This is a genomic window from Actinosynnema sp. NPDC023794 (assembly GCF_040639675.1).
In the GTDB taxonomy this organism is placed as follows: Bacteria; Actinomycetota; Actinomycetes; order Mycobacteriales; family Pseudonocardiaceae; genus Actinosynnema; species Actinosynnema luteola.
Genome location: NZ_JBFAFR010000031.1, coordinates 62,227 through 86,785, shown reverse-complemented (window position 1 = coordinate 86,785; position 24,559 = coordinate 62,227). Strand labels below are relative to the sequence as shown.

The 24,559-nt window shown below is 72.5% G+C and carries 27 protein-coding genes; 13 read left to right on the top strand and 14 right to left on the bottom strand.

The features are described from left to right. Positions 1-5 precede the first annotated feature (5 nt). Entirely contained in the window at positions 6-1,079 is a 1,074-nt protein-coding gene (locus AB0H12_RS37405; protein ID WP_499629457.1) for a lactonase family protein, read from the bottom strand. A 143-nt stretch (positions 1,080-1,222) separates the two neighbouring features. Next, positions 1,223-2,092, bottom strand: coding sequence for a PPK2 family polyphosphate kinase (locus AB0H12_RS37400; RefSeq protein ID WP_499629455.1), 870 nt, complete (start codon positions 2,090-2,092; stop codon positions 1,223-1,225). 142 nt (positions 2,093-2,234) lie between these two features. Between AB0H12_RS37400 and rocD the strand changes: the two genes are divergently transcribed. Together rocD and AB0H12_RS37390 are read left to right on the top strand one after the other, a co-directional pair. After that, entirely contained in the window at positions 2,235-3,464 is a 1,230-nt protein-coding gene (rocD, locus tag AB0H12_RS37395) for an ornithine--oxo-acid transaminase (RefSeq protein WP_499629453.1), read from the top strand. 100 nt (positions 3,465-3,564) lie between these two features. Then, complete coding sequence (locus AB0H12_RS37390; RefSeq protein WP_499629451.1) at positions 3,565-4,938, top strand: DUF2252 domain-containing protein; 1,374 nt, start codon at positions 3,565-3,567, stop codon at positions 4,936-4,938. Here AB0H12_RS37390 and AB0H12_RS37385 read toward each other — a convergent pair. After that, positions 4,904-5,536, bottom strand: a complete 633-nt coding sequence (locus AB0H12_RS37385) for a hypothetical protein (RefSeq protein WP_499629449.1) — start codon at positions 5,534-5,536, stop codon at positions 4,904-4,906. The two genes, AB0H12_RS37390 and AB0H12_RS37385, sit on opposite strands and share 35 nt — an antisense overlap. Before the next feature lie 73 nt (positions 5,537-5,609). Between AB0H12_RS37385 and AB0H12_RS37380 the strand changes: the two genes are divergently transcribed. Further along, entirely contained in the window at positions 5,610-6,344 is a 735-nt protein-coding gene (locus AB0H12_RS37380) for a histidine phosphatase family protein (protein WP_499629447.1), read from the top strand. A 15-nt stretch (positions 6,345-6,359) separates the two neighbouring features. Here AB0H12_RS37380 and AB0H12_RS37375 read toward each other — a convergent pair whose 3' ends face one another. The 5 genes from AB0H12_RS37375 to zapE all read right to left on the bottom strand — a co-directional run bounded on the left by AB0H12_RS37375 (position 6,360) and on the right by zapE (position 10,541). Then, the gene (locus AB0H12_RS37375; protein ID WP_499629446.1) at positions 6,360-6,506 is read right to left on the bottom strand and encodes a hypothetical protein; all 147 of its coding nucleotides are present in this window, start codon (positions 6,504-6,506) and stop codon (positions 6,360-6,362) included. Beyond that, positions 6,491-7,381 carry a COX15/CtaA family protein gene (locus AB0H12_RS37370; protein WP_499629444.1) on the bottom strand — a complete coding sequence of 297 codons (891 nt, stop codon included), beginning with the start codon at positions 7,379-7,381 and terminating at the stop codon, positions 6,491-6,493. The genes AB0H12_RS37375 and AB0H12_RS37370 overlap by 16 nt, the downstream gene beginning before the upstream one ends. 20 nt (positions 7,382-7,401) lie before the next feature. After that, positions 7,402-9,039, bottom strand: a complete 1,638-nt coding sequence (locus tag AB0H12_RS37365) for an ABC-F family ATP-binding cassette domain-containing protein (protein WP_499629442.1) — start codon at positions 9,037-9,039, stop codon at positions 7,402-7,404. Positions 9,040-9,220: 181 nt separating this feature from the next. Continuing rightward, complete coding sequence (locus AB0H12_RS37360; RefSeq protein ID WP_106618954.1) at positions 9,221-9,463, bottom strand: DUF3040 domain-containing protein; 243 nt, start codon at positions 9,461-9,463, stop codon at positions 9,221-9,223. Positions 9,464-9,530: 67 nt separating this feature from the next. After that, the gene (gene zapE / locus AB0H12_RS37355; RefSeq protein ID WP_499629440.1) at positions 9,531-10,541 is read right to left on the bottom strand and encodes a cell division protein ZapE; all 1,011 of its coding nucleotides are present in this window, start codon (positions 10,539-10,541) and stop codon (positions 9,531-9,533) included. A gap of 39 nt (positions 10,542-10,580) precedes the next feature. Here zapE and AB0H12_RS37350 point away from each other — a divergent pair, with 39 nt between their 5' ends. The 9 genes from AB0H12_RS37350 (at position 10,581) to AB0H12_RS37310 (ending at position 15,223) form a co-directional block, all read left to right on the top strand. After that, positions 10,581-11,354 carry a pyrimidine reductase family protein gene (locus AB0H12_RS37350; protein ID WP_499629483.1) on the top strand — a complete coding sequence of 258 codons (774 nt, stop codon included), beginning with the start codon at positions 10,581-10,583 and terminating at the stop codon, positions 11,352-11,354. 52 nt (positions 11,355-11,406) lie between these two features. Further along, a complete protein-coding gene (locus AB0H12_RS37345; protein WP_499629438.1) occupies positions 11,407-11,859 on the top strand; it encodes an Asp23/Gls24 family envelope stress response protein in 453 nt (150 codons plus the stop codon). Positions 11,860-11,864: 5 nt separating this feature from the next. Further along, positions 11,865-12,116, top strand: coding sequence for a hypothetical protein (locus AB0H12_RS37340; RefSeq protein WP_499629437.1), 252 nt, complete (start codon positions 11,865-11,867; stop codon positions 12,114-12,116). Continuing rightward, positions 12,116-12,292, top strand: coding sequence for a hypothetical protein (locus AB0H12_RS37335; RefSeq protein WP_499629435.1), 177 nt, complete (start codon positions 12,116-12,118; stop codon positions 12,290-12,292). The genes AB0H12_RS37340 and AB0H12_RS37335 overlap by 1 nt, the downstream gene beginning before the upstream one ends. A 35-nt stretch (positions 12,293-12,327) precedes the next feature. Beyond that, positions 12,328-12,591, top strand: coding sequence for an Asp23/Gls24 family envelope stress response protein (locus AB0H12_RS37330; RefSeq protein WP_499629433.1), 264 nt, complete (start codon positions 12,328-12,330; stop codon positions 12,589-12,591). Continuing rightward, positions 12,592-13,095, top strand: a complete 504-nt coding sequence (locus AB0H12_RS37325; protein WP_499629432.1) for a DUF6286 domain-containing protein — start codon at positions 12,592-12,594, stop codon at positions 13,093-13,095. After that, positions 13,092-13,667: an alkaline shock response membrane anchor protein AmaP gene (locus AB0H12_RS37320; RefSeq protein WP_499629430.1), complete on the top strand. Its 576-nt coding sequence runs from the start codon at positions 13,092-13,094 to the stop codon at positions 13,665-13,667. The genes AB0H12_RS37325 and AB0H12_RS37320 overlap by 4 nt, the downstream gene beginning before the upstream one ends. Beyond that, entirely contained in the window at positions 13,652-14,725 is a 1,074-nt protein-coding gene (locus AB0H12_RS37315) for an ATP-dependent DNA ligase (protein ID WP_499629428.1), read from the top strand. Before AB0H12_RS37320 ends, AB0H12_RS37315 begins: the two co-directional genes overlap by 16 nt. Before the next feature lie 78 nt (positions 14,726-14,803). Then, a complete protein-coding gene (locus AB0H12_RS37310; RefSeq protein ID WP_499629427.1) occupies positions 14,804-15,223 on the top strand; it encodes a hypothetical protein in 420 nt (139 codons plus the stop codon). Here AB0H12_RS37310 and AB0H12_RS37305 read toward each other — a convergent pair. Beyond that, the gene (locus AB0H12_RS37305) at positions 15,214-15,651 is read right to left on the bottom strand and encodes an iron chaperone (RefSeq protein ID WP_499629425.1); all 438 of its coding nucleotides are present in this window, start codon (positions 15,649-15,651) and stop codon (positions 15,214-15,216) included. The two genes, AB0H12_RS37310 and AB0H12_RS37305, sit on opposite strands and share 10 nt — an antisense overlap. A gap of 3 nt (positions 15,652-15,654) precedes the next feature. Next, positions 15,655-16,557, bottom strand: coding sequence for an EamA family transporter (locus tag AB0H12_RS37300; protein WP_230571415.1), 903 nt, complete (start codon positions 16,555-16,557; stop codon positions 15,655-15,657). A gap of 174 nt (positions 16,558-16,731) precedes the next feature. Here AB0H12_RS37300 and AB0H12_RS37295 point away from each other — a divergent pair, with 174 nt between their 5' ends. Beyond that, positions 16,732-18,249, top strand: a complete 1,518-nt coding sequence (locus AB0H12_RS37295) for an alpha/beta fold hydrolase (protein ID WP_499629423.1) — start codon at positions 16,732-16,734, stop codon at positions 18,247-18,249. 1,070 nt (positions 18,250-19,319) lie between these two features. Here the strand turns inward: AB0H12_RS37295 and AB0H12_RS37290 are convergent. From AB0H12_RS37290 to AB0H12_RS37275, 4 genes are all read right to left on the bottom strand, one after another. Next, a complete protein-coding gene (locus AB0H12_RS37290; RefSeq protein WP_499629421.1) occupies positions 19,320-19,997 on the bottom strand; it encodes a DUF6319 family protein in 678 nt (225 codons plus the stop codon). Positions 19,998-20,043: 46 nt separating this feature from the next. Next, positions 20,044-20,646: a DUF2238 domain-containing protein gene (locus AB0H12_RS37285; protein ID WP_499629420.1), complete on the bottom strand. Its 603-nt coding sequence runs from the start codon at positions 20,644-20,646 to the stop codon at positions 20,044-20,046. Positions 20,647-20,724: 78 nt separating this feature from the next. Further along, positions 20,725-21,666, bottom strand: coding sequence for a DUF1996 domain-containing protein (locus tag AB0H12_RS37280; protein WP_499629418.1), 942 nt, complete (start codon positions 21,664-21,666; stop codon positions 20,725-20,727). Positions 21,667-21,704: 38 nt separating this feature from the next. After that, positions 21,705-24,464 (bottom strand): glycosyl hydrolase, encoded by a 2,760-nt coding sequence (locus tag AB0H12_RS37275; protein ID WP_499629416.1) that lies wholly within the window; start codon positions 24,462-24,464, stop codon positions 21,705-21,707. Positions 24,465-24,559 lie beyond the last annotated feature (95 nt).

Sequence of the window (24,559 nt, the reverse complement as noted above, 5' to 3'; positions counted from 1 at the left end):
GGGAGTTACCTCGTCAGGGCGACGCAGACCGGGATCGGCGCCGCGGACGTGCTCGTCAGCCGCAGCTTCCCGGTGCGCCGGTCCACCTCGAACGTGGTGATGTTGTCCGAGTTCTGGTTGGCCGCCAGCAGGAACCGGCCGGACGCGTCGAGCGCGATGTGCCGGGGGAACTTCCCGCCCACCGGCGTCGCCTCGACCAGCCGCAGCGCCGCGCCGCCGCGTTCCACCGCGAACACGGCCACGCTGTCGTGACCCCGGTTGGAGAGGTAGGCGAACCGCCCGTCCGGCGACACCACGATCTCCGCCGGGTAGTTGCGCGGCGTGGTCGGCGCGCCGGCGGGCAGCGTGCTCACCTTCCGGCCCGGGGTGAGCACGCCGCGGTCGTAGCCCGCGACCACGATCGTGGAGTCGAGCTCGTTGGCGATGTAGGCGTGCTTGCCCGAGGGGTGGAACGCCAGGTGCCGCGGCCCCGCGCCGGGGTGCACGCGCGCCGTGGCGGCCGAGGTCAGCTTGCCCTCACGGCTGAGCCGGTAGCTGTGGACCGAGTCGGCGCCCAGGTCGACCGCCAGCACGAACTCGCCCGTCGGGTCGACCAGCACCTGGTGGGCGTGCGGCCCCTCCTGCCGGTCCGGGTCCGGTCCCGCGCCGGAGTGCACGACCAGGTCCGTGCGCTCGCCCAACCCGCCCTCGGGCAGCACGGGGTGCACGGCCACGCTGCCCGAGCTGTAGTTGGCCGACAGCAGGAAACCCTTGTGCAGCGCCAGGTGGCACGGGTCCGCGCCGCCGGTGCTGCGGCTGCCGACCACCTTCGGCACGCCGTCCGGGCCGACCGCCAGCGCGGTCACCTCGCCGTCGGACTTCTCGTTGACCGCGTACACCCAGCGGCCCGCGTCGATCACGAACGACGGGTTCGGCACGTCCGGCACCACACCGGTCACGCGCAGCCTGCCCGTCGCCGGGTCGTACGCGCCGAGCCCGAGGCCCGCGCCACCGCCCGCCCAGGACGTGTAGGTGCCCAGGTAGGCGCGGATCTCCGCCCGTGCACCGGGCTCGTCCGCTCGCGCGACACCCTCGGTCATCAGCAACCCCGTTCCCACGCCAACGGCCCCCAGGAACCGCCGCCTGTCCAGAACCACACCGAACCTCCGCTCGACCGCCCGCGGCGGTTCCCACAGTGGCCTGGACCACTGCGCACAGGCAAGAGGCGCAACGAAGATCGCGACTAGCGCAACGGGTCGTCTTCCCGGAGCCGTGCCAACTCGACGGCCGGATCGTACGAGGGTTGCGGGTAGGCGGGCGCCAGGTCGCGCAGCGCCTCCAGCAGCAGCCGCGCCACCACCCAGTTCCGGTACCACTTGCGGTCCGACGGCACGACGTGCCAGGGCGCGACCCGCGTCGAGCACTTGACCAGCGCGTCCTGGTAGGCCAGCTGGTAGCGGGAGAACTTGGCCCGCACCTCCAGGTCGCCCGGGTTGTACTTCCAGCGCTTGAGCGGGTCCTCCAACCGGGCGATGAGCCGTTCGCGCTGCCGTTCCGGCGAGATGTGCAGGAAGCACTTGACCGCGGTCACGCCCTGCTCGGCCAGCTCCGCCTCGAACGCGTTGATCTGCCGGTACCGGCGCCGCCACTCGGTCGACGGCACCAGGTTGTCCACCCGCGCGACCAGCACGTCCTCGTAGTGCGAGCGGTCGAAGACGCCGATGTAGCCCGGCTGCGGCACCTGGCGGCGGACGCGCCACAGGAAGTCGTGCCGCAACTCGGTCCGGGTCGGCTTCTTGAACGACGCGATGCGCAGGCCCTGCGGGTTGACCAGGCCCGCGACGTGCCGGATCGTGCCGCCCTTGCCGGAGGTGTCCATGCCCTGGAGCACCAGCAGCACCCGACGGTCGCCGCCGCCCGTGCCCTCGGCGTACAGCGCCTCCTGGAGCCGGTCCAGCTCACGGCCGATCACCGCCATGTCCGCGGCGGCCTCCGCTTTCGACCGCGGCCCGACCGGCGTCGCGGCCGGGTCGACCTTGGCCAGGTCGAAGTCGTCCGGATCGACCCGGAAGGCGTCGGATATCGACTGGACCTGCGTGGACTTGTCGGCCATCGTCGGAGGGTAACCCGCCGATCATGGGCTTGCCGACCGCACAACGAATCGCCGCGAAACAAGCTGATTGCGCAACGAACATGACGGATGCGCAACGCCTGGCGGATGAATTCGCTGGCGCAGGCCCCTTAGTGTTGGTGACATGACCGCCATGGCCGCAGCTCTGAGCTCCCAGCGCTTCATCTCGCTCGACGAGGAATGGAGCACGCACAACTACCACCCGCTGCCGGTCGTCATCTCGCACGGCGAAGGCTCGTGGGTCACCGACGTCGACGGGCGCCGCTACCTGGACTTCCTGTCCGGCTACTCGTCGCTGAACTTCGGCCACCGCCACCCCGACCTGGTCTCCGCCGCGGTCGAGCAGCTCGGCCGCGTCACGCTGACCAGCCGCGCGTTCCACCACGACCAGTTCGGCCCGTTCTGCCGCGAGCTGGCCGAGCTGACCGGCACCGAGATGGTGCTCGCGATGAACTCCGGCGCGGAGGCCGTCGAGTCGGCGATCAAGGTCGCCCGCAAGTGGGCCTACCGGGTGAAGGGCGTGCCGGCGGGCACAGCGGAGATCGTGGTCGCCGGGTCGAACTTCCACGGCCGGACCACCACGATCGTCTCGTTCTCCACCGACGACACCGCGCGCGACGACTTCGGGCCGTTCACGCCGGGCTTCAAGGTCGTCGAGTACGGCTCGCCGGACGCGTTGCGCGACGCGATCACCGAGCGGACGGCCGCGGTGCTGCTGGAGCCGATCCAGGGCGAGGCGGGCGTGGTCGTGCCGCCCGCGGGCTACCTGGCGGGCGTGCGGGCGCTGTGCGACGAGCACAACGTGCTGATGATCGCGGACGAGATCCAGTCCGGCCTCGGCCGCACCGGCGACCTGCTGGCGTTGGACCACGAGGGCGTGCGCGCCGACCTCTACACGCTGGGCAAGGCGCTGGGCGGCGGCATCATGCCGGTGTCGGCGGTGGTCGGCAGCCGCGCGGTGCTCGGCGTGCTGCGGCCCGGTGAGCACGGGTCGACGTTCGGCGGCAACCCGCTGGCGTGCGCGGTCGGGCGGGCCGTGGTGCGGCTGCTGGCGACCGGCGAGTTCCAGCAGCGGTCCCGCGAGCTGGGCGCCCACCTGCACGCGCGGCTCGGCGAGCTGGTCGGGCGCGGTGTGGCCGAGGTGCGCGGGCGCGGGCTGTGGGCCGGTGTCGAGATCGCGCCCGGCGGACCGCGCGGTCGTGCGGCGTCGGAGGCGCTCGCCGGGCTGGGCGTGCTGTGCAAGGAGACCCAGGACACCACCCTGCGCGTCGCTCCCCCGCTCGTCATCACGCGGGAGGAGCTGGACCGGGGCATCGACGCCGTCGCCGAGGTTTTGGGCACTGTGTCCGATTGACCCGCTTCCGTTCGCACGAACCGAACACGGACCGTTACCGCAGGTCACAGACGTGTCGCGGCACACGTATCCCGTCGTTCCGTGACGCATCCTTACCCGCATGGGTGAACGCAAGCGTGCTCAGGCCGCCGTCGCGCTGGGACAGTGGGTCGAACCGGAAGAGGTCCTGGCGCGCGGGCGCGAGCTGCGGGCGGCGGTGAGCCACCGGGCGCACCGCGAGCTGCGGCTCGCGCCGGACCGGCCGTCCGTGGTCGAGTTCGTGGACGCGTCGAACGAGGGCCGCCTGCCGGACCTCGTGCCGCTGCGGATCGGCCGGATGCTCGTCTCGCCGTTCGCGTTCTTCCGGGGCAGCGCCGGGCTGATGGCGGGCGACCTGGCCGCGGGCGCGCGCAGCGGGCTGGACGCCCAGCTGTGCGGTGACGCGCACGCGGCCAACTTCGGCCTCTACGGCACGCCCGAAGGTCGGATCGTGATGGACATCAACGACTTCGACGAGACGCTGCCCGGCCCGTGGGAGTGGGACCTGAAGCGGCTGGCGACGTCGCTGGTGCTGGCCGGTCGGGAAGGCGGTGTGTCGGAGAAGGGCTGCCGCGACGCGGCGTCCGACGCGGTGCGCGCCTACCGCGGCGCGGCGCGGCACCTGGCCGAGATCCCGTTCATGGAGTCGTGGAACGCGCTGGGCGACGAGTCGGCGCTGTCCAAGACGAAGGCCGACGACCTGCTGGACGACTTCACCAAGGCCGCGTCCAAGGCGCGCAAGAACACCAGCGCGCGGGTGGCGGCGAAGTGGACCCGGCGCGAGGGCGAGCACATCCGGTTCGTGCCGGACCCGCCCGTGCTGTCCCGGATCTCCGACGAGGCGGCGCGGTCCGTCGTGGACGCCCTGCCGTCCTACGTGGACACGCTGCGCGAGTCGCGGTACGAGCTGATCATGCGCTACAGCGTGTCGGACGTGGCGTTCCGCGTCGTCGGCACCGGCAGCGTGGGCTGGCGCAACTACCTGGTCCTGTTGCACGGCAACGGTGACGAGGCGCTGGTGTTGCAGGCGAAGGAGGCCCGACCGTCCGCGCTGGCGCCGTTCCTCGGCGCGCCGGCGGACAAGCACGAGGGCAAGCGGATCGTGCACGGCGCGCGGCTCGTGCAGGCGGAGACCGACATCCTGCTCGGCTGGACCACGATCGAGGGACGGGACTACATCGTCCGGCAGTTCCGCAACCGCAAGGGCGAGATCGACGCGACCACGTTGAAGCGGGACGACCTGGACGACTACGGCCGGCTCGCGGGCGCGCTGCTGGCCCGCGCGCACAGCCGCTCGGTCGACCCGCGGCTGCTGGCGGGGTACTGCGCGGGCGGCGAGGAGCTGGACGAGGCGATCGCCCGGTACGCGCTGGACTACGCCGACCGGACGTGCGCCGACCACGAGGAGCTGGCCGCCGCGGTCAAGTCCGGTCGGCTGCCCGCCGACCGCGAATGACCTGCCGGGCCACCAGGAACAGCACCACGGCGTTGAGCAGGTGCCAGAAGTAGTGCGTGCCGCTCGGCCACTGCCCGCACAGGGGCTGGTCGAGCGTGCGCAGCGCCACCGACACCGCGAACACTCCGGCGGCCGACGCCAGGTCGTGCCACGGCAGCCCGCGCGCCGCCGCGACCACCGCGGCGACCAGCAGGCACAGGAACGGCGCCAGGTAGATGCCCGAGCCGCCGGGCACGAGCGCGCCGAGCGGCGCGGTGGCCACCGCGAGGACGACGAACGCGGGCGCGGCGAGCCAGGCGAGCGACCACCGGACGCCCAGGTGGTGGCGCGTGAACACGATCAGGTACCAGATCACGTAGGCCGCGATGAAGCCGACGTCGAAGAAGTTGGTGAGCGTGTCGGCGACGGTGTGGAAGCTCAGGCTGCCCAGCCCGACGAGCGCGAGCAGCACCGGCAGCGCGCGCAGGCTCCGCGGTCGCGGTCGGTGCCGCCACCACAGCAGGGCCGCCGCGACCAGGAAGGCCGCGTTGCTCACGGCGTTGAGCGGCTCCGCCAGGAGACCGGGCGCCAGGCGTTCGCAGTACGCGTCCACGTCCACGGGTGGAGTTCTACCGCGCCGGGGTTGACGGCAGGGAGTGCCGACGCCGCGACGGAGGGCTAAGTTGGCTCGGGTGGACTCCCTTGGGGTGGACTGGATCGGGCTGATCAGGCACGGCGAGAGCACCGGCAACGTGGCGAGCGGGGCCGCGGAGGCGGCCGGTCACGAGGTCGTCGACATCCTCGACCGCGACGCGGACGTGCCGCTGTCGGACCGGGGCGAGCGGCAGGGCCGGGCGCTCGGCCGGTGGTTCGCCGCCCTGCCGCGCGAGCAGTGGCCGGACCTGGTGGTCTGCTCGCCGTACCGGCGGGCCATCGACACCGCGCGGCTCACCGTGAGCGGGCGACCGCGGTCACGGGTCGACGAACGGCTCCGCGACCGCGAACTGGGCGTGCTGGACCTGCTGACCAGCCACGGCGTGGCGGAGCGGTACCCGGAGGAGCGGGCGCGCGAACGGCGGCTCGGCAAGTTCTACTACCGGCCGCCGGGCGGCGAGTCGTGGGCGGACGTGGCGTTGCGGCTGCGGTCGCTGCTGCGCGACCTCGACGGGCGGCGCGTGCTGCTGTTCGGGCACGAGCTGCAGGCGTTCCTGTTGCGCTACCTGCTGGAGTGCCTGCCCGAGCCCGACCTCGCCGCGTTCGCCCGCAACACCGTGGTGCCCAACGCCTCGCTGACGTCGTGGCGGCGTGAAGAGGGGCGATGGGTGCTGGAACACGAGTTCGAGACCGGCCACCTGCTCGGGGAGGGCGTCGAGCCCGCGGAGTCCGAGGACGCGGCGACCCGGGCACCCGAACCGAGCACCCGCTGACCGCCGGGCGGGCTGTCAGCCGCCGCCACCGCCGTCGGACGAGTTCGGCGCCGGCCCGTCATCGGGGTGGCCCGGGTCGTGCCGGGTCCGCACCGCCAGCACGACACCACTCACGATCACGATCACGGTGGCGACGAGCGCCACCACTAAGCCGGTGTCCATGCGTCGAGTGTGCCTGCCCGGACCCGGAACGTCCGCACGACCAGGTGGGTGGTGGCCGCCACGACCAGCGCGGCGGTGACCACGTGCGCGGCCACCAGCGGCACCGGCAGCGCCAACGCCTCCTGCACCGAGCCGATCACGCCCTGGGCGAGCGACAGCGCCACCGCGGCGAACGCGGCCGGGGTGCGCAGGACGATCGCCGCCCCGAGCTGGAGCCCGAGCAGCACCACGACGAACAGCACGTGGAGCGCCGCCACCTCGGCGGGGTCGAAGCCGAACCGGCGCGCGTCCTCGTCACCCGCGTGCGGGCCGCTGCCGGTCACCAGGGTGCCCAGCACCAGGACACCGGTGAGCGCCACGGGCATCGCCGCCACGCCGATCCGGAGCCGGAGGTTCGCCGGTGCGCGCGGCACGGCATCGGGCCGGCCGAGCAGGTCGACCAGCACGACGAGCGCGGCGACCAGCACCATGCTGACCAGGAAGTGGACCGCGACGACCTCGGGCGCGAGGGTCCGGCGCACGCTGAGCCCGCCGATCAGGCCTTGCAGGCCCACGCCGACCAGCACACCGACGGCCAGCGGCAGCGTCTTCGGCGGACGGGCGCGGTGCCGGGCGACCGCCACCACGAGGGCCAGGGTGATCAGCCCGACCACGATGCCGAGGACCCGGTTGCCGAACTCGACCACCCCGTGCACGCCCATCTCCGGCGTGGTCACGAACGAGTCGTCGGTGCAGCTCGGCCAGGTCGGGCACCCCAGCCCGGAACCGGTCAGCCGCACCAACGCGCCGGTGAGCACGATCAGCACGTTGGCCACGAGCGCCGCCACGGCCGCCGCGTGCGCAGGCCGACGGACGGGAAGCCGCACAGCGTTCACGTCCGGCAGCGTAGATCGCCTCACCGGGCGCGCTTGACCCGCGTCTCGTCCCACACCGGCTCGTCCACCTCGACGACCTCGCCGTCGGAGCGGAACAGCAGGAAGCGGTCGAAGCCGCGGGCGAACCAGCGGTCGTGGGTGACCGCGACGACCGTGCCCGTGAAGCCTTCCAGCGCGTCCTGCAACGCCTCGGCCGAGTTCAGGTCGAGGTTGTCGGTCGGCTCGTCGAGCAGCAACAGCGTGGCGCCGGACAGCTCCAGCAACAGCACCTGGAACCGCGCCTGCTGGCCGCCGGACAGCGTCTCGAACCGCTGGTCGCCCTGCTTGCCGAGCCCGTAGCGGCTGAGCACGGCCATCGCCGCGCCCCGGTCGAGCCCCTTGCGGCCACCCTCGCCGTGCCACAGGACGTCGACCAGCGTGCGGCCGATCCACTCCGGGTGCTGGTGGGTCTGCGCGAACAGGCCCGGCACCACCCGTGCCCCGAGGCGGCACACGCCCGTGTGCGCGACGTCCCCGCCGCCGAGCAGCCGCAGGAAGTGGCTCTTGCCCGAACCGTTCGAGCCGAGCACCGCCACCCTGTCCTCGAAGAAGATCTCCACGTCGAACGGCTTCATCAGGCCGGTCAGCTCGAGGTTCTCCACGGTGATCGCGCGCACGCCGGTGCGGCCACCGCGCAGGCGGGGCGTCACCTTCTCGTCGGTCGGCAGCTCCGGCGGCGGGCCCGCCTCCTCGAACTTCTCCAGCTTGGCCCGCATGACCCGGTACTTCGCCGCCATGACCTCGCTGATCCTGGCCTGGATCTGGAGCGTGCGGACGAGCTCCTTGAGGTGGTCGTGCTCCTCGTTCCACCGCCGGTGCAGCTCGGCGAGCCGGTCGATGCGGGCGGCACGGGCGCCGTGCCAGGTGCCGAACGAGCCCGCGTGCGTCCACGCCGAGTGCGCCTCCACCGTGACGACGTGCGTCGCGGCGATGTCGAGCAGCTCGCGGTCGTGGCTGACCAGCAGCACGGCCTTGCCGGTCTCGCGCAGCCGGTCCTCCAGCCACCGCTTGCCCGGCACGTCGAGGTAGTTGTCCGGCTCGTCGAGCAGCAGCACCTGTTCCGGGCCGCGCAGCAGCGCTTCGAGCACCAGCCGCTTCTGCTCGCCGCCGGACAGCGTGCGGACCTCGCGGAACCGGGCCCGGTCGAACGGCACGCCGAGCGCGGCGACGGTGACGGTGTCCCACAGCACCTCGGCGTCGTAGCCGCCGACCTCGCCCCACGCGGTGATCGCGTCGGCGTAGCGCATCTGGGTCGGCTCGTCGTCGGTCTCCATGAGCTGGAGCTCGACCTCGTCGAGCGCTTCGGCGGCGGCGCGCAGCGGCGCGGGCGACGCGGCCAGCAGCAGGTCGCGGACGGTGCTCTCGTCCCGGACCGAGCCGACGAACTGCGGCATCACGCCGAGGCCGCCCTGCACGCGGACGCTGCCCGCGGTGGGCGTCAGCTCGTTCGACAGGATCCTCAGCAGCGTCGTCTTGCCGACGCCGTTCGCGCCGACCAGGGCGACCACGCTGTTCGTGCCGACCTTGAACGACACGTCGCGGAACAGCTCGCGGCCGTCGGGCAGGCGGAAGGCGAGGCCGTTCGCGTCCAGGAATCCCACCCGCGCATGGTCGGCCATCGCCACCGCGGATGGCCAGCGGATTAGGCCGGATCCGCGAAGTGTGACGCGACTCCCTAAGACCGGGTTCGCCGAGACGGGGTTCGGCTGACGGGCGTGGCCGGGCGCGGCGCGACTGGGCGATGAGCTCGCGGCTGGTGGGCGCCTGCCCTCTCGAGCGGGACCGCGGGGCGGTCCCGGCTCACCGCCAGGTGTAGCCGCGCATCAGCATCAGCAGCGCGCCGAACCCCAGCGACGCCAGGGCGGGGCCGAACGCCCCCAGGAACAGCAGCAGCACGCCCAGACCACCGAACGTGGCCACGAGGGCGTAGCTGAGCACGGGGTGCCGGGGTTTGCCGGCGACGAGCGCCGAGGCCAGGCCCGGCTCCTCGTCCGCGAGTCTGCTCTCGATCTCACTGAGGGTGCGGCGTTCCGCTTCGCTCATCACGGCCGGTGGATACCCGGCGCCCCACCCGCAAAACCACCCTGAACGGGGGTCTGAGCAGGCAAGATCAGCGTGACAGCGCGACGAGCCGCGATACCGCCCGCAGGTACTTCTTGCGGTAGCCGCCGCGCAGCATCTCCGCGGTGAAGAGCTCCGAGAGCGGCTCGCCGGACACCGCCACCGGGATGTCCCGGTCGTAGAGGCGGTCGCCGAGCGCCACGAGCCTCAGCGCCACCGCCTGGTCGGGCGCGGGCCGAACGTGGCGCAGGTGCACGGCGGTCACCCCGTCCACCAGGCGGCCGTAGCTCGACGGGTGGATCCGGGCCAGCGCGGCGCACAGGTCGGCGAAGTCGTCCAACGTGCTGCCGGGCGTGCTCACGGCCTTGGCCACGAGGTCGTCGTCGGCCATCGGCGGCGGCGCGTCGGGCAGGCCGCGGTGGCGGTAGTCGGGGCCGTCGACCCGGACCACGGTGAACTTCGCCGACATCGACTGGATCTCGCGCAGGAAGTCGGCGGCGGCGAACCGGCCCTCGCCCAGCTTGTCCGGCAGGGTGTTCGACGTGGCCGCGACCGACACGCCCGCCGCGGTCAGCTCCTTGATCAGGCGGGTCACCAGCATCGTGTCGCCCGGGTCGTCCAGCTCGAACTCGTCGATCGCGAGCAGCTTGTGCGACGACAGGCGGCGGACGGTCTCGCCGAACCCCAGCGCGCCGACCAGGTTGGTCAGCTCGACGAACGTGCCGTAGGCCTTGGGGCCGGGCACGGCGTGCCACACCGACGCCAGCAGGTGGGTCTTGCCGACGCCGAACCCGCCGTCGAGGTAGAGGCCGGGCTTGGCGTCGTCGGCGCCCGACCGCTTGAACAGCCGGCCGAGCACGCCCCGGCTGCCGCCCTCGGACACGCGTTCGGCGAACTCGCGGCCCGCCCGCACCGCCGCGGCCTGGCTCGGCTCGTCCGGGTTGGGCAGGTAGGTGTCGAAGCGGACCGCGCCGAAGCGGGGCGGCGGGACCATCGCGTCCACCAGCTCGTCCGCGTCGACGTGCGGCAGGCGGTCGGACAGGCGCGGCGGGGCGGACATGACGGGATCGTATCGGCGTGCTGGGATGTGGCGGTGCGGATGTTGTGGCCACCACGTGACGGCGAGATCACCGACGAGGAGCTGGAACGGCTCTACGACTACCCCGACGGGCTCGACCGGCCGTGGGTGCAGGTGAACTTCGTGTCCAGCGTGGACGGTGCGGTGTCGGTGGCCGGGCGGTCCGAGGGGCTGGGCAACGACGCCGACCGCAAGGTGTTCATGCTCGGCCGCGACCTGTGCGACGTGGTGCTCGTCGGCGCGGGCACGGCCCTGGTCGAGGGCTACCACGGGGTCAAGGCGGGCGAGGTGCGCGCGTCCCGGCGGGCCAGGCTGGGCCTCGCGCCCGTGCCGCCGGTCGCCGTGGTGACGGGGCGGTGCTCGATCGAGCCGACGTCCACGCTGCTGACCAGCACGACCGTGCCGCCGATCATCCTCACCACGCGGGCCGCGCCCGAGGAGCGGCGTGCCGCGCTGGCCGCGGCGGGCGCCGACGTGGTCGTCGCCGGCGAGGAGGCCGTGGCCATGGACCTGGCGCTGGCGGCCCTGCGCGAACGCGGGCTGCTCCGCGTCGACTGCGAGGGCGGGCCGAGGGTGTTCGGTACGTTGATCGACGCGGACCTGGTCGACGTGCTGTGCGTGACGTTCTCCCCGCTGCTCGCGGGCGGTGACGCCGGTCGGATCTCGAACGGGCCACTGCCGCCGGCGCCTCGGTCGATGGAGCTGGCGTCGGTGCTGCACCACGACAGCGCCCTCCTGCTGCGGTACCGCAAGGTGACACCTGATCCGGTGACGCAGGGCACGTCCGCCCCCTGATCCCGATACGGTCCGCATCCGAACGTGCACGCACCGAATCGGAGGGACCGCCGTGGCACAAAGCACCGCCGTCAAGCCCGAGACCGGCACCGCGCCGCGTTCGGCCGACGACACCGAGCAGGGCAGGACCACGATCGCGTCGTCGGTCGTGCAGAAGGTCGCGGGCATCGCGGCACGGGAGATCTCCGGTGTGCACGCCGTCGGCGGCGGGGTGTCGCGGGCGTTCGGCGCGTTGCGCGAGCGCATCCCGGGCGCGGGCACGGTGAACACCGCCGGCGTGGCCGTCGAGGTGGGCGAGAAGCAGGCCGCGGTCGACCTGGACATCATCGTCGAGTACGGCGTGAGCATCGTCGACCTCGCGCGGGCCGTGCGGCGGAACGTGATCGGCCAGGTCGAGCGGATGACCGGGCTCGAGGTCATCGAGGTCAACATCGCGGTCAACGACATCCACCTGCCCGAGGAGGACGAGGAGACCACGCCGACCACGGGGTCCCGGGTCGAGTGACGGACGTGGCGGAGGAAGTCGAGGCGGCGGTGCTGGCCCACCCGGAGGTGGCGCGGCTGGACGGCGCGTTCGCCTCCTACCTGCCGGGACGGCGCGTGCTCGGCGTCCGGGTCGGCGCGCGGGTCGAGGTGGCGGTGGTGCTGCGGACCGGCCGGCCGATCGGCGAGGTGGTGCCGGAACTGCGGGCGCGGGTGACGCGGGTGGCGGGCGCCGCGCCGGTCGACGTCGTCGTGGCCGACCTGGAGGTGGAGAGCTGATGAGCGCAGCGCAGACCGGTCTGCTCGCGGGCCTCGTCCTCGGACTGGCCGCGACCCACGGCTTCACCGCCTTCCTGGTGACGCTGGCGGTCGGGGTGATCGGCCTGGTCGTGGGCCGGGTCCTCGACGGCGAGCTCGACCTCGGCGACCTGCTCGGCCGGGGCCGCGACAAGTGACCGACGCGGAGGGCTCGCTCGAGATTCACCCGACCGTGGTGCGGAAGGTCGCGGCGCACGCCGTGCGGCTCGTGCCCGGCGCCGAGCCGAGCGCGGCGGTCAAGGTGGACGAGGTGGGCGATGACCTGGAGCTCGCGGTGAAGCTGGCGTTGCTCTACCCGGCGCCGGTGCGCACGGCCGCCGCGGACGTCCGGCGGCGCGTCACCGAGGAGGTCGAGCGGATCACCGGCTACCGGGTCCGGGCGGTGGCCGTGACGGTGTCCGCGCTGCGCGCCGAGACCCGGCCGCGGGTGGTGTAGGTGCGGGTCCTGCTGCGGGTGCTGTCGCCGTTGCTCGGCTTGGCGTTGGCCGCCGCCGGCGCGCTGCTGGTGTTCGCGGTCGCCCGGCACTGGTCCGGTCGCGGGTGGCCGACCTGGCCGGACTGGTCCTGGGTGGACCGGCCGGTGCTCCTGATCGGCGCGGGCGTGGCCGTCGGCGGGCTGCTGCTGCTGGTCGTGGCGTCACGGGCGGGGGTGTCGCAGGTGCCGCTGGACGATCCGGCCGACGGCGTGCGGGTGGTGACCACGCCGACGTCGCTGGCCCGCGTGGTCGGGCACCGGGTGCGGGCGGAGGACGGCGTGGTGGACGTGTCGGTCACCGCGTCGCGGCGCAGGGTGCGGGTCCGCGCGACCAGCCGCCTGCACGACGAGGCGTCGTTGCGGCCACGGCTGCTGGAGGTGGCCCGAGGCGCGCTGGACGAGCTGCCGATGCCCGTGCGGCCGAAGGTGTCGGTCGTCGTCATCTCGCCGAAGGACCGCCCGTGAACCGCTCGAACCGCACCGAACGCCTGATGGCCGCCGTGCTCGGCGCGCTCGCCCTGCTGGTCGGCGGCGCCGCCGTCGTGCTGCACCGCTTCGCCGTCGACCGGCCGGTGCTGGACCCGGTGGTGCTCGACTGGGCCCGGCGGCACCTGCTGCCCGTCCGGCTCGGGCTGATCGCGCTCGGCCTGCTGGCCGTGCTGCTCGGGCTGCGGTGGGCGTGGCGCGCGGTCCGCCCCGAACGCCACCCCGACCTGCTCCTGGACGACGTGGTCGTCACCGCCAAGGCGCTGGCGGTGGCGGTGCGCGCGGACGCCGAGCAGGTGCACGGCGTGGACGGCGCCAAGGTGTCCGTGGTGGGCCGGCCCGCGTTGCGGCTGCGGTTGACGCTGCGGCACGGCGCGGACGTGAACCGGGTGTGGCGGGAGTTGGACGGTCGGGTGCTGTCGCGGGCCCGCGCCGCGCTCGGCGTCGAGGTCCTCCCGACCGCGGTGCGGCTCGATCTGGCGAAGAGGGAGCGCCAACGCGTGCGGCGAACCCGTTCACCCGGCAGGATGGCCGCGTGGCGCTCCCGTTGACCCCTCCCGTGCAGCCGATGCTGGCCACCTCCGTGGACGAGATCCCGACCGGCGCGGACCTCGTGTTCGAGCCCAAGTGGGACGGCTACCGCTGCGTGGTGTTCCGCGACGGCGACGAGGTGTTCCTCCAGTCCCGCAGCGGCAAGCCGCTCAACCGGTACTTCCCGGAGGCGGAGGCCGCGCTGCGGCGCACCCTGCCGCCGCGGGTCGTGGTCGACGGCGAACTCGTCGTGGCCAAGGACGACAAGCTGGACTTCGACGCGCTGTCCGAGCGGATCCACCCGGCGGAGAGCCGCGTGCGGCTGCTGGCGGAGCGGACGCCGGCGAGCTTCGTGGCGTTCGACCTGCTGGTCCTGGGCGACGACCTGCTGCTGGAGCGGCCGTGCACCGAGCGCCGGTCCACGCTGGAGGGTCTGATCACGCCCGGCGACGGCCTCTACCTCACGCCCGCGACCACCGACGGCGACCTGGCCGCGCAGTGGTTCGAGCTGTTCGAGGGGGCGGGCCTGGACGGCGTCATCGGCAAACCCGCCGCCGGCGAGTACACCCCGGGCAAGCGCAGCATGATCAAGGTCAAGCACGCCCGCACCGCCGAGTGCGTGGTGGCCGGGCTGCGCTGGCACAAGGACACCGAGCCGGGCACGGCGGTCGGCTCGCTGCTGCTCGGCCTGCACGACGACGCGGGCGTCCTGCACCACGTGGGCGTCGTCGGCTCGTTCAAGGCGGCCGAACGGCGGGCGTTGGCCGAGGAGTTCAAGGACCTGATCACCGCGGACGAGCACCCGTGGCTGGTGGAGCCGGACGGCCGCCGGCTGCCCGGCGAGATCAACCGGTGGCGCGGCAAGCACGCCGACTGGGTGCCGTTGCGGCCGGAGCGCGTGCTGGAGATCGCGTACTCGCAGACCGAGGGCGCCGCGCCCGCCCGGCTGCGGCACAACGGCCAGTTCCGCCGCTGGCGGCCCGACCGCGACCCGGCGTCGTGCGGCTACGACCAGCTCGACCAGCCCGCGCGCTACGACGTGGAATCGGTGCTGCGAGGCGAAGTTCGCCCCGCGTGACCGCTCGCGTGGGTACCGTGGTCGGCTGTGGCCGAGGTTGCTGACGTGAACGCGCTCATCCAGGAATTAGACGACCGCATGGATCGCGACTGCCGACGGCTGTCGGCCTGGCGGGTCGTGCACCGGACGACCGGGCTGTTCTACACCGTGGTGCTGATCTTCGTGCCCGCCGTGCTGGCAGTCGGTTTCACCTCGTCGGAAACGGCGCTGGGCAAGGTGCTGCTGCTCATGGCGGCGGTGGTGGGCGGGCTGAACGTGACGTTCCGGCCCTACCTGCACAGCCTGAACCGGCGCAGCGCCGTGAACACCGTGCGCAGGCTGCGCGACGAGTACCGGGCCGACGTGGCCGCCGCGGTCGAGGGCGAGCTGCTGGCCGTCTACCGCAAGTACTCGGCGGGCTACGCGAAGATCTTCGAGGAGCGCGGCGGCGAGCTGATCGACGGGCGGCTCAGCGTGGAGGAACCGCCGGCCGACCCGCCGGCCAAGCCTCAGCCCTGAGCCGCGCGCGCCTTCGCCACGAAGTCGTCCACGCTCTGACGTGCGACCTCACGTCCGATGAGGTCCAACGGCAGGTCGTCGGGGCGCTTGAAGCGCACGCAGCTCTTGCCCATGTCGAGCTTCCGCCCGGTCGCCTCGAACTCGGCCCGGAACTCCTGCTCGCGCTCGCCGTACACGCCCATCAGGTACAGCGAGACGTAGTTCTTCTGCGACGCGAGGGACACGTACCCGAGCGGCTGCCCGTTGTAGGTCTTGCCGGACACCTCCAGCGGCACCGAGTAGGTGATCATCCCCCACCGCATGCCCTCGACGTACCCGTCCGGCAGGTTCGCCAGGATCACGTCCCGCACCGCCGACACCGTCGCGCGCCGGTCCTCCGGCAGCTCCGCCAGGTACTCCTCGACCGTCGCGGCCTTGCTCTGGACCACTCGTCACACCTCCGGTCCCGCGGTCCGGGTGGCGCCGATCGACGCCAGCACCACGCAGAACACCGCGACCCACTGGGCCGGGCGCAGCGCCTCGTGCAGCAGTATCAACCCGGCCAGCGCCGCGACGGCGGGCTCCAGGCTCATCAGGATGCCGAACACGCGCGGCGGGATCTTGCGCAACGCCTCCAGCTCCAGCGAGTACGGGACCACCGACGACAGCAGCGCCACCGCCGCGCCGGCGACGAGCACCACCGGGTCGAGCAGCATCGTGCCCGCCTCGGCCACCCCGAACGGCAGCGCCACGGCCGCGCCGACCACCATCGCCAGCGCCAGGCCCTTGCCGTCGGACGTGCGGCTGCCCAGCGCCGCGGTCAGCAGGATGTAGCCGGCCCAGCACGCGCCCGCGCCCGCCGCGAACAGCACGCCGGGCAGCGCCAGACCGCCGTCGACCCTGGTCAGCAGCAGCACGCCGGTCGCCGCGAGCAGCGCCCACACCCCGTCCAACCAGCGCCGCGACCCGATGACGGCCACCGCCAGCGGGCCGAGGAACTCGATGGTGACCGCCGCGCCCAGCGGGATGTGCTTGATCGCCTGGTAGAAGCTCAGGTTCATGGCGCCGAGCACGAGTCCGTAACCGAGGACGACCGCGTACGTCCGGCGGTCCAGCCGCAGCGACGGCCGCCACACCGCGAGCAGGATGACGGCGGCCAGCACGAGCCGCAGCGTGACCGTGCCCGCGGCGCCGGCCAGGGTGAACAGCTGCTTGGCCACGGCGGCGCCGACCTGCACGCTGACCACGCCCAGCAGGACCAGCGCGGGCGGCGGTATCGCGCCGAACGCCTTGGCGGCGAGCGTGACCGGCCCGGAGCGGTGGAGCCTGCGTTCGGGGATGCCCTCGACGTGCACTGTGACCACGCGGACATCCTGCCCCAGCCCGCTCACCGAAGTCTCACCTGGACTGTGTGAGGCTCTGCACCGGACCTCCGGGGGCGACCTCTGGGGCAACCAGCCCATCGGGAGACCAGTGCCGTGGGAGAGAGCGAGGGGACCGCTGTGCCGCGTCGGCGTCACGCCGCTTCGATGTTGGTGGCTCTGAGCGCGCTGGCCGCGTGCAGCGCGGGTCCGTCGACCCGGCCGGTGATCGCCGTGCACGGTGACGGTGAGGAGCCGTCGTCCGTCACCACCCCGTCCGGTCCCCGCGAGGTCCCGCCGCTGGAGAGCTACGAGACGCCCGGGCTGTCCTGGTCGTCGTGCACGGACTCCGCGCGTGCCCGGATGGGTGATTCGGCGCCGGCGGGCGCGTGGGAGTACGAGTGCTCGCAGCTCACCGTGCGGTTGGACGTGCCGAGCCGTCCCGGGCGGGGCAACCTGGGCATGTCGCTGCTGCGCGTGGGCACGGGCGGCAGCCCGCTGGTGGTGGTCGGCGAGGCGGGCGGCGAGCCGGGGACGTTGAAGGCGGCGAGGCTGGCGGCGAGCCTGCCGGCGACGGTGCTGAGCACGTTCACGCTGATCGGTGTCGACCGGCGGGGCACCGGCGAGTCGGACCCGGTGCAGTGCGTGCCGGACGCGGCGCGGGTCGGGATCGTGGAGGCGGATCCGGGTGCGGCGTCGAACGAGGACCTGGTCGACGCGTACACGCTGGCGAGCCGCGAGTGCGTGCTCGACATGGAGAACCGGTTGCCCGCGGTGGACTCGTGGCGCGCGTCGGCCGATCTCGAGCAGCTGCGGGAGGCGTTGGGCGTGCCGCACCTGAACGCCATCGGCCTCGGTGAGGGTTCGCGGGTGCTGACGTTGTACGCGTCGCGGTTCCCGGACCGGATCGGGCGGATGGTGTTCGACGGCGCGCCGGACCCGACGTTGGACGTGACGGCCGTGATGCAGACGCGTGCGGTGGCGGCGGAGGAGACGTTCTCGGCGTTCCAGAAGGACTGCGTGGTCCGCGGGTGCCCGTTGGGGGCGGGTGCGACGGACCGGTACAAGGCGTTGCTGGACTCGTTGCGGGACCGGCCGTTGCGCGGCGGTGATTTCGACCTCACGCCGGGGACCGCCACGGAGGCCGTGCTGGCAGGCCTGGCGGACCGGTCGCGGTGGGGTGCGCTGGCTGACGCGATCGTGGCGGCGGAGGGTGGCGACGGCGCCAAGCTGAGTGCGTTCATCGAGCCGCTGCTGCTGGAGCAGGACGAGGACCCGCCACGCATCGACGCCGGGATCATCACGGGGTGCAACGACACGACGACCCGCGTGCCGCCGGAACGGGTGGCGGGTTTGACGGAGGACTGGCGCACCAAGCAGCCGCTGTTCGGTGCTCACTTCGCGCGCAAGCTGCTGGCCTGCGGTCCGTTCCCGGTGCCCCAGGCGGTGAAGGTGCCGAGGCTCGTGGGCGCGCCGCCGGTGCTCGTGCTGACCACGGCGTCCGACCCGGTGACGCCGCGTGAGGGCGGGGAGCGGGCGGCGCAGGCCCTGCCGGCCGGGGTCGTGGTGGGGTGGCAGGGCGGGGGGCATGGAGCGCTCGGCCAGTCGGCGTGCGCGACGAAGGCGGCGGAGGAGTTCCTGGTGGACGCCAAGGTGCCGGCCAACGGCACCGCCTGCCCACCGTGAGGTCGGTAGTACGTCGCCCGGCGCACTGACCTCGAGCGCAGTACTGTGCCTGCCGGACCCACCCGCGTGCCACCCGCCGGGGCCCTTGACAACCGAACACGATCGAGTGAACCTGGCCGGAAAGTGTACGGAAACACTGTTACCGCACCTCGGTTGAAAACCAGCGGACCCGCCGAAACCACCCCACTCCGCCCACCACCCGGAACCCCCGAACCCGATCCGCCTCAGTCTCAGCCCCGGGTCCAGGGCCGGGTCCGGGTCCAGGTCCGCCGAGCCCGAACGTGACCCGTCACGAGACGGGACCGGCACACCTCTTGACGGATGACGGCCCCTGGCGCACCACGGACGTGACGGCACCACGGCCCCTGGCGCATCACCGACCGGCACCACGGCTTCGCAGCACACGGGCCCAGCAGCACCACGGACCCAGCAGCACGACGAGCGCGAGGGCCCTGCCGACCTGGCAGCACGACAGACCTGGCAGCACCACGAGCCGACGGCATGGCGAGCACTGCGCTCAGCCCGCCGCGACATGGCGCGTCCACAAAGCAGATCCGAGCCGCGAAACCGTAGGTTCGAAAGCCTCGCGAGGCGTGGACCTGGACCGCGAAAGCCAGGGCGCGAAGGCCCGGACGCGGATCCGGGCCGCGAAACCCGGGCGGTCGGTGGGGATGGCACGGGGATGGCACGCGACAGGCCGGTGGCGCACGGAGGGCTTGTCAGCCCGAACCCCGGCTCGCTGGGGCGGCCGGGGTCGGGTGGTTGGCGGTTCTGCGTTCGTGCCTGGCAGGCGCGGGCGGGCTAGCAGGTGGAGCAACACCCGCAGCCGGGGCCCGTGCAACCGGTGCAGCAGCCGCAGCTGCCGAGTTGGGCCTGCTCAGCCGTCGTGATCTCAACAACCATCTTGTGCCTCCGCGGCGTCGAGGGACTTCGTGCGACCGAAGGTATTTCGACCCCACGGTCCGCCCCTACCGCCGGCCAGGGGAAGTACCCTCACCCGATCGCGGAACGCCAATCATCAATATGTTGCAATACGTGTTCTCGCCAGGTCAGCACCCGTTCCCGCCCGGTCAGCCGGTCAGCTCGTCCAACGCCCGCTGGGCCGCCTCCAGCTCCGCCCGCAGCTGCTCGACCCGCGCGAGGTGGCGGTCGCGGGCGGCGGTGAGGACGCTCTCGACGGCCTCGTCGACCTCCGGCGGCAGCAGTTTCGACGCTTGCGACACCGCCGACGCGGCCACCGGAGCGGCCTTCAACGTCCGCTTCGAACCCCACTGCACGTCGACCGTCCACTCGCCGTCCGCGGTCGAGGTGAGGGTCACCGTCACCTCCGCCGGCTTCGCCTGCTTGCGCGCGGCCGGTCGGCGTTCGGCGGGGGCCGGCGGCGCCGGAGCGGGCTTCGGCTTCGGAGGAGCAGGCGCGGGAGCCGGCGTGTAGATGTGCTCCACCGGCGTCACCGGCGCCGGGGTCTCAGCGGCGGCCGGAGCCGGGGTGCGCTTGCGCGGAGCCGGCTTCTCCACGGTCAACTCGGCCGGCGAGAACGACAGCTCGTCCTTCTCCCCCGTCGGCCGCACCTGGATGAAATCCCCCTCGGCGGGGTCGGTGAACGCCACCACCTTCGCCGATCGCCCGGCCTCCACCCCGACCGCGGCGGAGGTGAACCAGACCGCGGGCGGTCGGCCCGCGGCCAACTCCGCACGCAGGTGGTCGATGTCCTGCGGGGACAACGAGCTCTGCTTCGCCTTCGCCATCGCCTACCTCCACGACTTGCACAAGATCTGTCGGGTGCAGCTTGCCCTACGCCACCGACAATCCCGAGAGCTGCCGGTCGTGCGCACGTCCCAGCGCCCACTGCGCGACCACCGATCCCACGAGCGCGAGGAGCATGTCCCAATGGGTGTCCCACACATCCCCTTGCGTGCCAAGGAAGTCCGTCGCCGACTCACCGCCGATCAGCGCACCGGCCCACTCCACGAACTCGTAACCCGCGCTGATCGCCAGGCACGTGGCCGACACGAGGAAGAACGTCCACCGCCCCGGCCGCAGCGGCGTCCGGCGCAGCAAGATCTCCCGGACCAGCACCGCGGGCACGAAACCCTGCACGAAGTGAGCGAACCGGTCGTAGTGGTTGCGGTCGGTCCACAGGTCGCCGAACGGCACCTCGGCGTACGTGTAGTGGCCGCCGAGCGCGAGCACCAGCGCGTGCCCGAAGATCAGCCAGTACGCGAGCGCCGTCAGCGGGAACCGGCGGCGCGTCCACGCCAGCAGGGGCAGCGCGATGAGGATCGGCGCGACCTCCAGCAGCCAGGTGACGTGGCTCTTGGGCCGGATGGCCGACACCGCGACCGCCACCACGACGAGTACGGCGAGGGTGGCCGGCAGGCGGTCGCGGGGCTCCATCCCCGGATCCTACCGGCCACCGCGCGCGTCAGTCCACAAAGGACGGCGGAGGACGACGCCCCCGCCGCCCGCGCGACCCTAGATCGGGTTGCCGTTCGTGCCGCAGGTGCGACCCGCGTTCACGCAGTCGCGCACCCGTCGTTCCAGTTCCGGCTGGTCCCACGCGTTGATGAAGTCACCGTGGAAGGTGTACCCCGGCGCGTTGGTCACGTTCACCCCGTTCACCGTCCCGCCCAGCGACAGCCCGCCGCCGTTGACCGGGTAGGTGATCAGGAACTCCAGCCTCGGCAGGACCACGTTGTGCGTGGACGGGCACGACCCGTTCCAGAACACGATGTGGTCCTTGTGGTTGGCGCTGTCGGTGTCCCGGCCGTTCCAGCAGGTCGGGAAGTCGAGGTACGTCTCCAGCTTGGTGCCGGCCGGGCAGTTCATGAAGTCCCGGCTCGACGGCGACTGCGTGGTGCACGACCACCGCGCGGACGGGTTCTGGTCGGGGCTGGTCGCCCGGGCGTTGCCGACGACGTACCTCATGTTCGGCGGGTACGCGACGGCGCGTTGCATGTCGTGGATGCCCTGGTAGTACACGGTGACGCTCTCCGGCGCGACCGGTTGCCCGTTCTTGTAGAGCGTGGGCACCCAGTAGGCGGACAGGTCGACCACGGGGTCGCACGTGGTGCCCGCCGCCTTGAGCGACGTGTACGTGGACGACGCGTTGGTCGACCGGTTGCCGAAGAACTCGTGCACGTGCGACACGCCGGTCTGGTTGGGGTAGATGATCGGGTCGTTGCCGGACCGGTGGCTCGCGCGGCAGTTGGCGCGGAACTCCGACGCGGCCTGGATGCCGGCTTGAGCCTCGATGGCCGCGGCCTGGTGCGCGTCCGGTGCGGCCGGGTGGCTGTCGTGGTTTCCGTGGTTGACGGGCCCCGCGCCCGCCGGCTGGTGAGCGACCACCGACCCGATCAGGGCCAGTGCCAGCGCGACGGACGCGGCGCCGATGACACCTCTCAATCTCGCGTTCATCCGATCTCCTCCGGGTGGAGCGGGATGCGGCGGCAGGTCTAGGAGCCGAACGTGATCCAGTTGACGTTGACGAAGTCGGCGGGCTGGCCGCTGGTGAAGGTGAGGTAGACGTCGTGCTTGCCGGTCAGGCCGGCGATGTTGGCGGGCACGGTGCGCCAGCTCTGCCAGCCGCCGGTGTCGGCGATGGCGAAGCTGCCGAGCGGTGGGGCCGTGGGGCTGCCGACGCGGACCTCGACCAGGCCGCTCACGCCGCCCGCCGCGCCGCTGGCGACCCGGGCGATGAACTGCCGGCCGGTGCGGGCGCCGAAGTCGACGCCGCGGAAGAGCGCCCACTCGCCGTTGGCGATGCCGGCGATGTTCTGGCCGCCGCCGCTGTCGGTGGTCGTCTCCTTGAACACGCCCTTGTGCTCGTCGTAGGACTCGGCCTGGATCGTGGCGAAGGCGTCCCGGCTGACGGGCGGAGCGGTCGTGGTCGTCGTCGTCGTAGTAGTAGTGGTCGTAGTAGTGGTCGTCGGGTTCACGCCACCGGAGCCGGAGTCGACGCCGCTGCCGGCCGGCCCGCGCCACGCGGTGGACGACGCCGGCACGGACAGCGCCTGCCCGTCGGAGAACGTCACGGTGGCCGTCGTCGTGCCCGGGTTGTAGGCCACGTACGTGCGGGCGCCGTTCTTGCTCAGCACGGCGTGCGTCGGCACGTTCGCGGTGACGGACGTGTCGGGCGTGCCGTAGGTGTTGAGCGACGTGATCCAGTGGTAGGCGTGCGCCCGCGAGTCGCCGTCCTCCGGCGGCAGGCCCGAGCCGTAGTTCGCCAGCGCCTGCGCCGGGTCGGCGAGCGCGAGGAACTGGGTGATGACGTCCTTCCACTCGACCTCGGTGCCGCCGTTGTTGGCGCGCAGCTCGTTGACGTTCTGGAGGATGTCGGCCTTGTAGTCCGCGTGGTACAGCGAGCCGCCGGTGATCGGCAGCATGTTGATGCCGTGGATCTCCTCCGGGTTCGCCGTCCACCACGTGCTGTAGCTGGCGCCCGCGCCCCACACCATGCCGACCGTGCCGTGCTGGAAGGCCGCCGGGAACACCGTGTCGTCCTTGTCGAACCAGTACTGGGCGATCGTGCTCTCCTGCGTGGTGTGCAGGTAGATGCCCGCGTCGCGCAGCGCGGTGTCACCGGTCGCCTGGCCGAACAGCACCGCGGCGGTGGCGAACATCATGCCCTCGGACGACGACTCCTCGTTGTTGCCGTGCGCGAAGCCGGCGTGGCCGGACGCCCAGCCGTGGCCCGCGTAGGCGTCGAAGTTGCGCAGGAACGGGAAGCGCGACTCGCCGCGGTCGTAGTTGTTGGCGTCCTTGACCAGCAGCTTGACCATGCCGCCGTACCGGGAGTCGGACGCCCAGCCCGGGTCGTGCTGCGCCAGGACGGCCGCGGCCAGCACGTAGTAGCCGGCGTGGAAGTGGTGGTCGTTCAGCTCGGCGTCGGTGCCGTAGGAGGCCTTGTAACCGGTCAGCGCGCCCCACGTGGCGTCGTAGACGAAGTGGTTGCCCGCCTCGCCGGACGTCGCGGTGAGCCAGTCGGAGAGCCGGTCGCGGACCATGCCCAGCAGCCGGTCGCGGCCCGCCGCGTAGCCGATCTGGTTGGCCACCCGGGCCAGCGCGGCCAGGCGCCACAACGCCTTGCCGGTCCAGTAGGTGTCGCCCGCGCCCTTCCACGGGTCGGCGGCGTTGAGCTCCTGGTCGATCTCGGCGCGCAGGCGGTTCTGGTCGGCTGCCGAGGACAGGGGTAGCGCCGGCAGGACGCCGTTGAACGTGCTGCGGGTGGTGAACGACGAGCCCTCGCGCAGCCGCATCTCACCGCGCGGCGAGGTGTAGCGGTAGGCCGTCGTGGTGTCGGTGGAGTTGAGCCACTGGTGCCGGTAGAGGGCCTGCAGGGTGCCGGTCTGGGTGCCCTGGCGCGCCGTCGTCGTGGCCGTGTAGGTGGCCGTGAGCTGGGCGGTCGCCGAGTTGTACGTCCAGTTGACCTTCGTGTCGGTGACGAACGAGAACGCGTACCGCTGGAACAGCGACAGCGCGTCGCGGCTCGGCAGCACGGCCACGGAGAAGAAGGCGGCCGACGAGGTGGCCTCGGCGGTGCCGACGACGTTCCAGTTGCTCGGCGAGAACAACGCGTAGTCGCGGCCGTTGATCGTGACGCCGAGGGTGGTGCCGGTGTTGCTCCAGACCGTGGTGGCGCCGTTGAACCCGACCCTGGCCGCGCCGCCGGTGGCTTCGGCGTACACGTACGGGGAGCCGTGGCCGATGGTCGTGCGCAGGGTGCGCGCCCCATCAGTCCACAGTGGACTGACGGTCCAGTCGGACCAGCCGTCGACCTGGGTGCGCGGCGCGTTGAGCCCGCTGACGCCGACGAACAGGTCGTCGGTGTGCATGAACTCGTAGAACCGGCCGTCCGGGGTGATGTTAGGGCTGGTCGGGTAGCCGACGCCGAGGCCCTGCGCCGCCGCGTGGAACGTCAGCGGGTGGGCGTACATGTTCTCGGAGTACGGGTTGCCGGGATAGCGTTGGAAGGCCAGCGACGACCACCAGTCGTTGGTCGGGACCGGGCGGCCGGCCATCCGGGCGGTGACCTTCGGCGTCACGGGCGCGCCGTTGGAGTCGGACGGGCCGACCGCGCCCGCCGGGCGGGTGGTGGCGTAGCTGCCCGAACCCACCGTGACGGCACTGGCCGTTCCGGGTAGGGCGAGGGGGATCGCGGCAGCCGCGACCACGGCGACCGCGAGGGCCGCCAGGTGGGGGCGGATTGAACGCACAGGGACCTCCAGCAGGGACTCACAACTCTGTGAGAGCGCTCTCACGCAAGCCAAACGGTAAACCGCAGGTGAGGCGTGTGTCTACGGCTGGCCGC

Excerpts from the sequence above, each read along its gene's own strand:
- AB0H12_RS37405 (WP_499629457.1), bottom strand. The coding sequence starts at position 1,079 with ATGACCGAGGGTGTCGCGCGAGCGGACGAGCCCGGTGCACGGGCGGAG.
- AB0H12_RS37400 (WP_499629455.1), bottom strand. The coding sequence starts at position 2,092 with ATGGCCGACAAGTCCACGCAGGTCCAGTCGATATCCGACGCCTTCCGG.
- rocD (WP_499629453.1), top strand. The coding sequence starts at position 2,235 with ATGACCGCCATGGCCGCAGCTCTGAGCTCCCAGCGCTTCATCTCGCTC.
- AB0H12_RS37390 (WP_499629451.1), top strand. The coding sequence starts at position 3,565 with ATGGGTGAACGCAAGCGTGCTCAGGCCGCCGTCGCGCTGGGACAGTGG.
- AB0H12_RS37375 (WP_499629446.1), bottom strand. The coding sequence starts at position 6,506 with ATGGACACCGGCTTAGTGGTGGCGCTCGTCGCCACCGTGATCGTGATC.
- AB0H12_RS37365 (WP_499629442.1), bottom strand. The coding sequence starts at position 9,039 with ATGGCCGACCATGCGCGGGTGGGATTCCTGGACGCGAACGGCCTCGCC.
- AB0H12_RS37360 (WP_106618954.1), bottom strand. The coding sequence starts at position 9,463 with ATGAGCGAAGCGGAACGCCGCACCCTCAGTGAGATCGAGAGCAGACTC.
- zapE (WP_499629440.1), bottom strand. The coding sequence starts at position 10,541 with ATGTCCGCCCCGCCGCGCCTGTCCGACCGCCTGCCGCACGTCGACGCG.
- AB0H12_RS37350 (WP_499629483.1), top strand. The coding sequence starts at position 10,581 with ATGTTGTGGCCACCACGTGACGGCGAGATCACCGACGAGGAGCTGGAA.
- AB0H12_RS37335 (WP_499629435.1), top strand. The coding sequence starts at position 12,116 with ATGAGCGCAGCGCAGACCGGTCTGCTCGCGGGCCTCGTCCTCGGACTG.
- AB0H12_RS37310 (WP_499629427.1), top strand. The coding sequence starts at position 14,804 with ATGGATCGCGACTGCCGACGGCTGTCGGCCTGGCGGGTCGTGCACCGG.
- AB0H12_RS37295 (WP_499629423.1), top strand. The coding sequence starts at position 16,732 with ATGTTGGTGGCTCTGAGCGCGCTGGCCGCGTGCAGCGCGGGTCCGTCG.
- AB0H12_RS37290 (WP_499629421.1), bottom strand. The coding sequence starts at position 19,997 with ATGGCGAAGGCGAAGCAGAGCTCGTTGTCCCCGCAGGACATCGACCAC.
- AB0H12_RS37285 (WP_499629420.1), bottom strand. The coding sequence starts at position 20,646 with ATGGAGCCCCGCGACCGCCTGCCGGCCACCCTCGCCGTACTCGTCGTG.
- AB0H12_RS37280 (WP_499629418.1), bottom strand. The coding sequence starts at position 21,666 with ATGAACGCGAGATTGAGAGGTGTCATCGGCGCCGCGTCCGTCGCGCTG.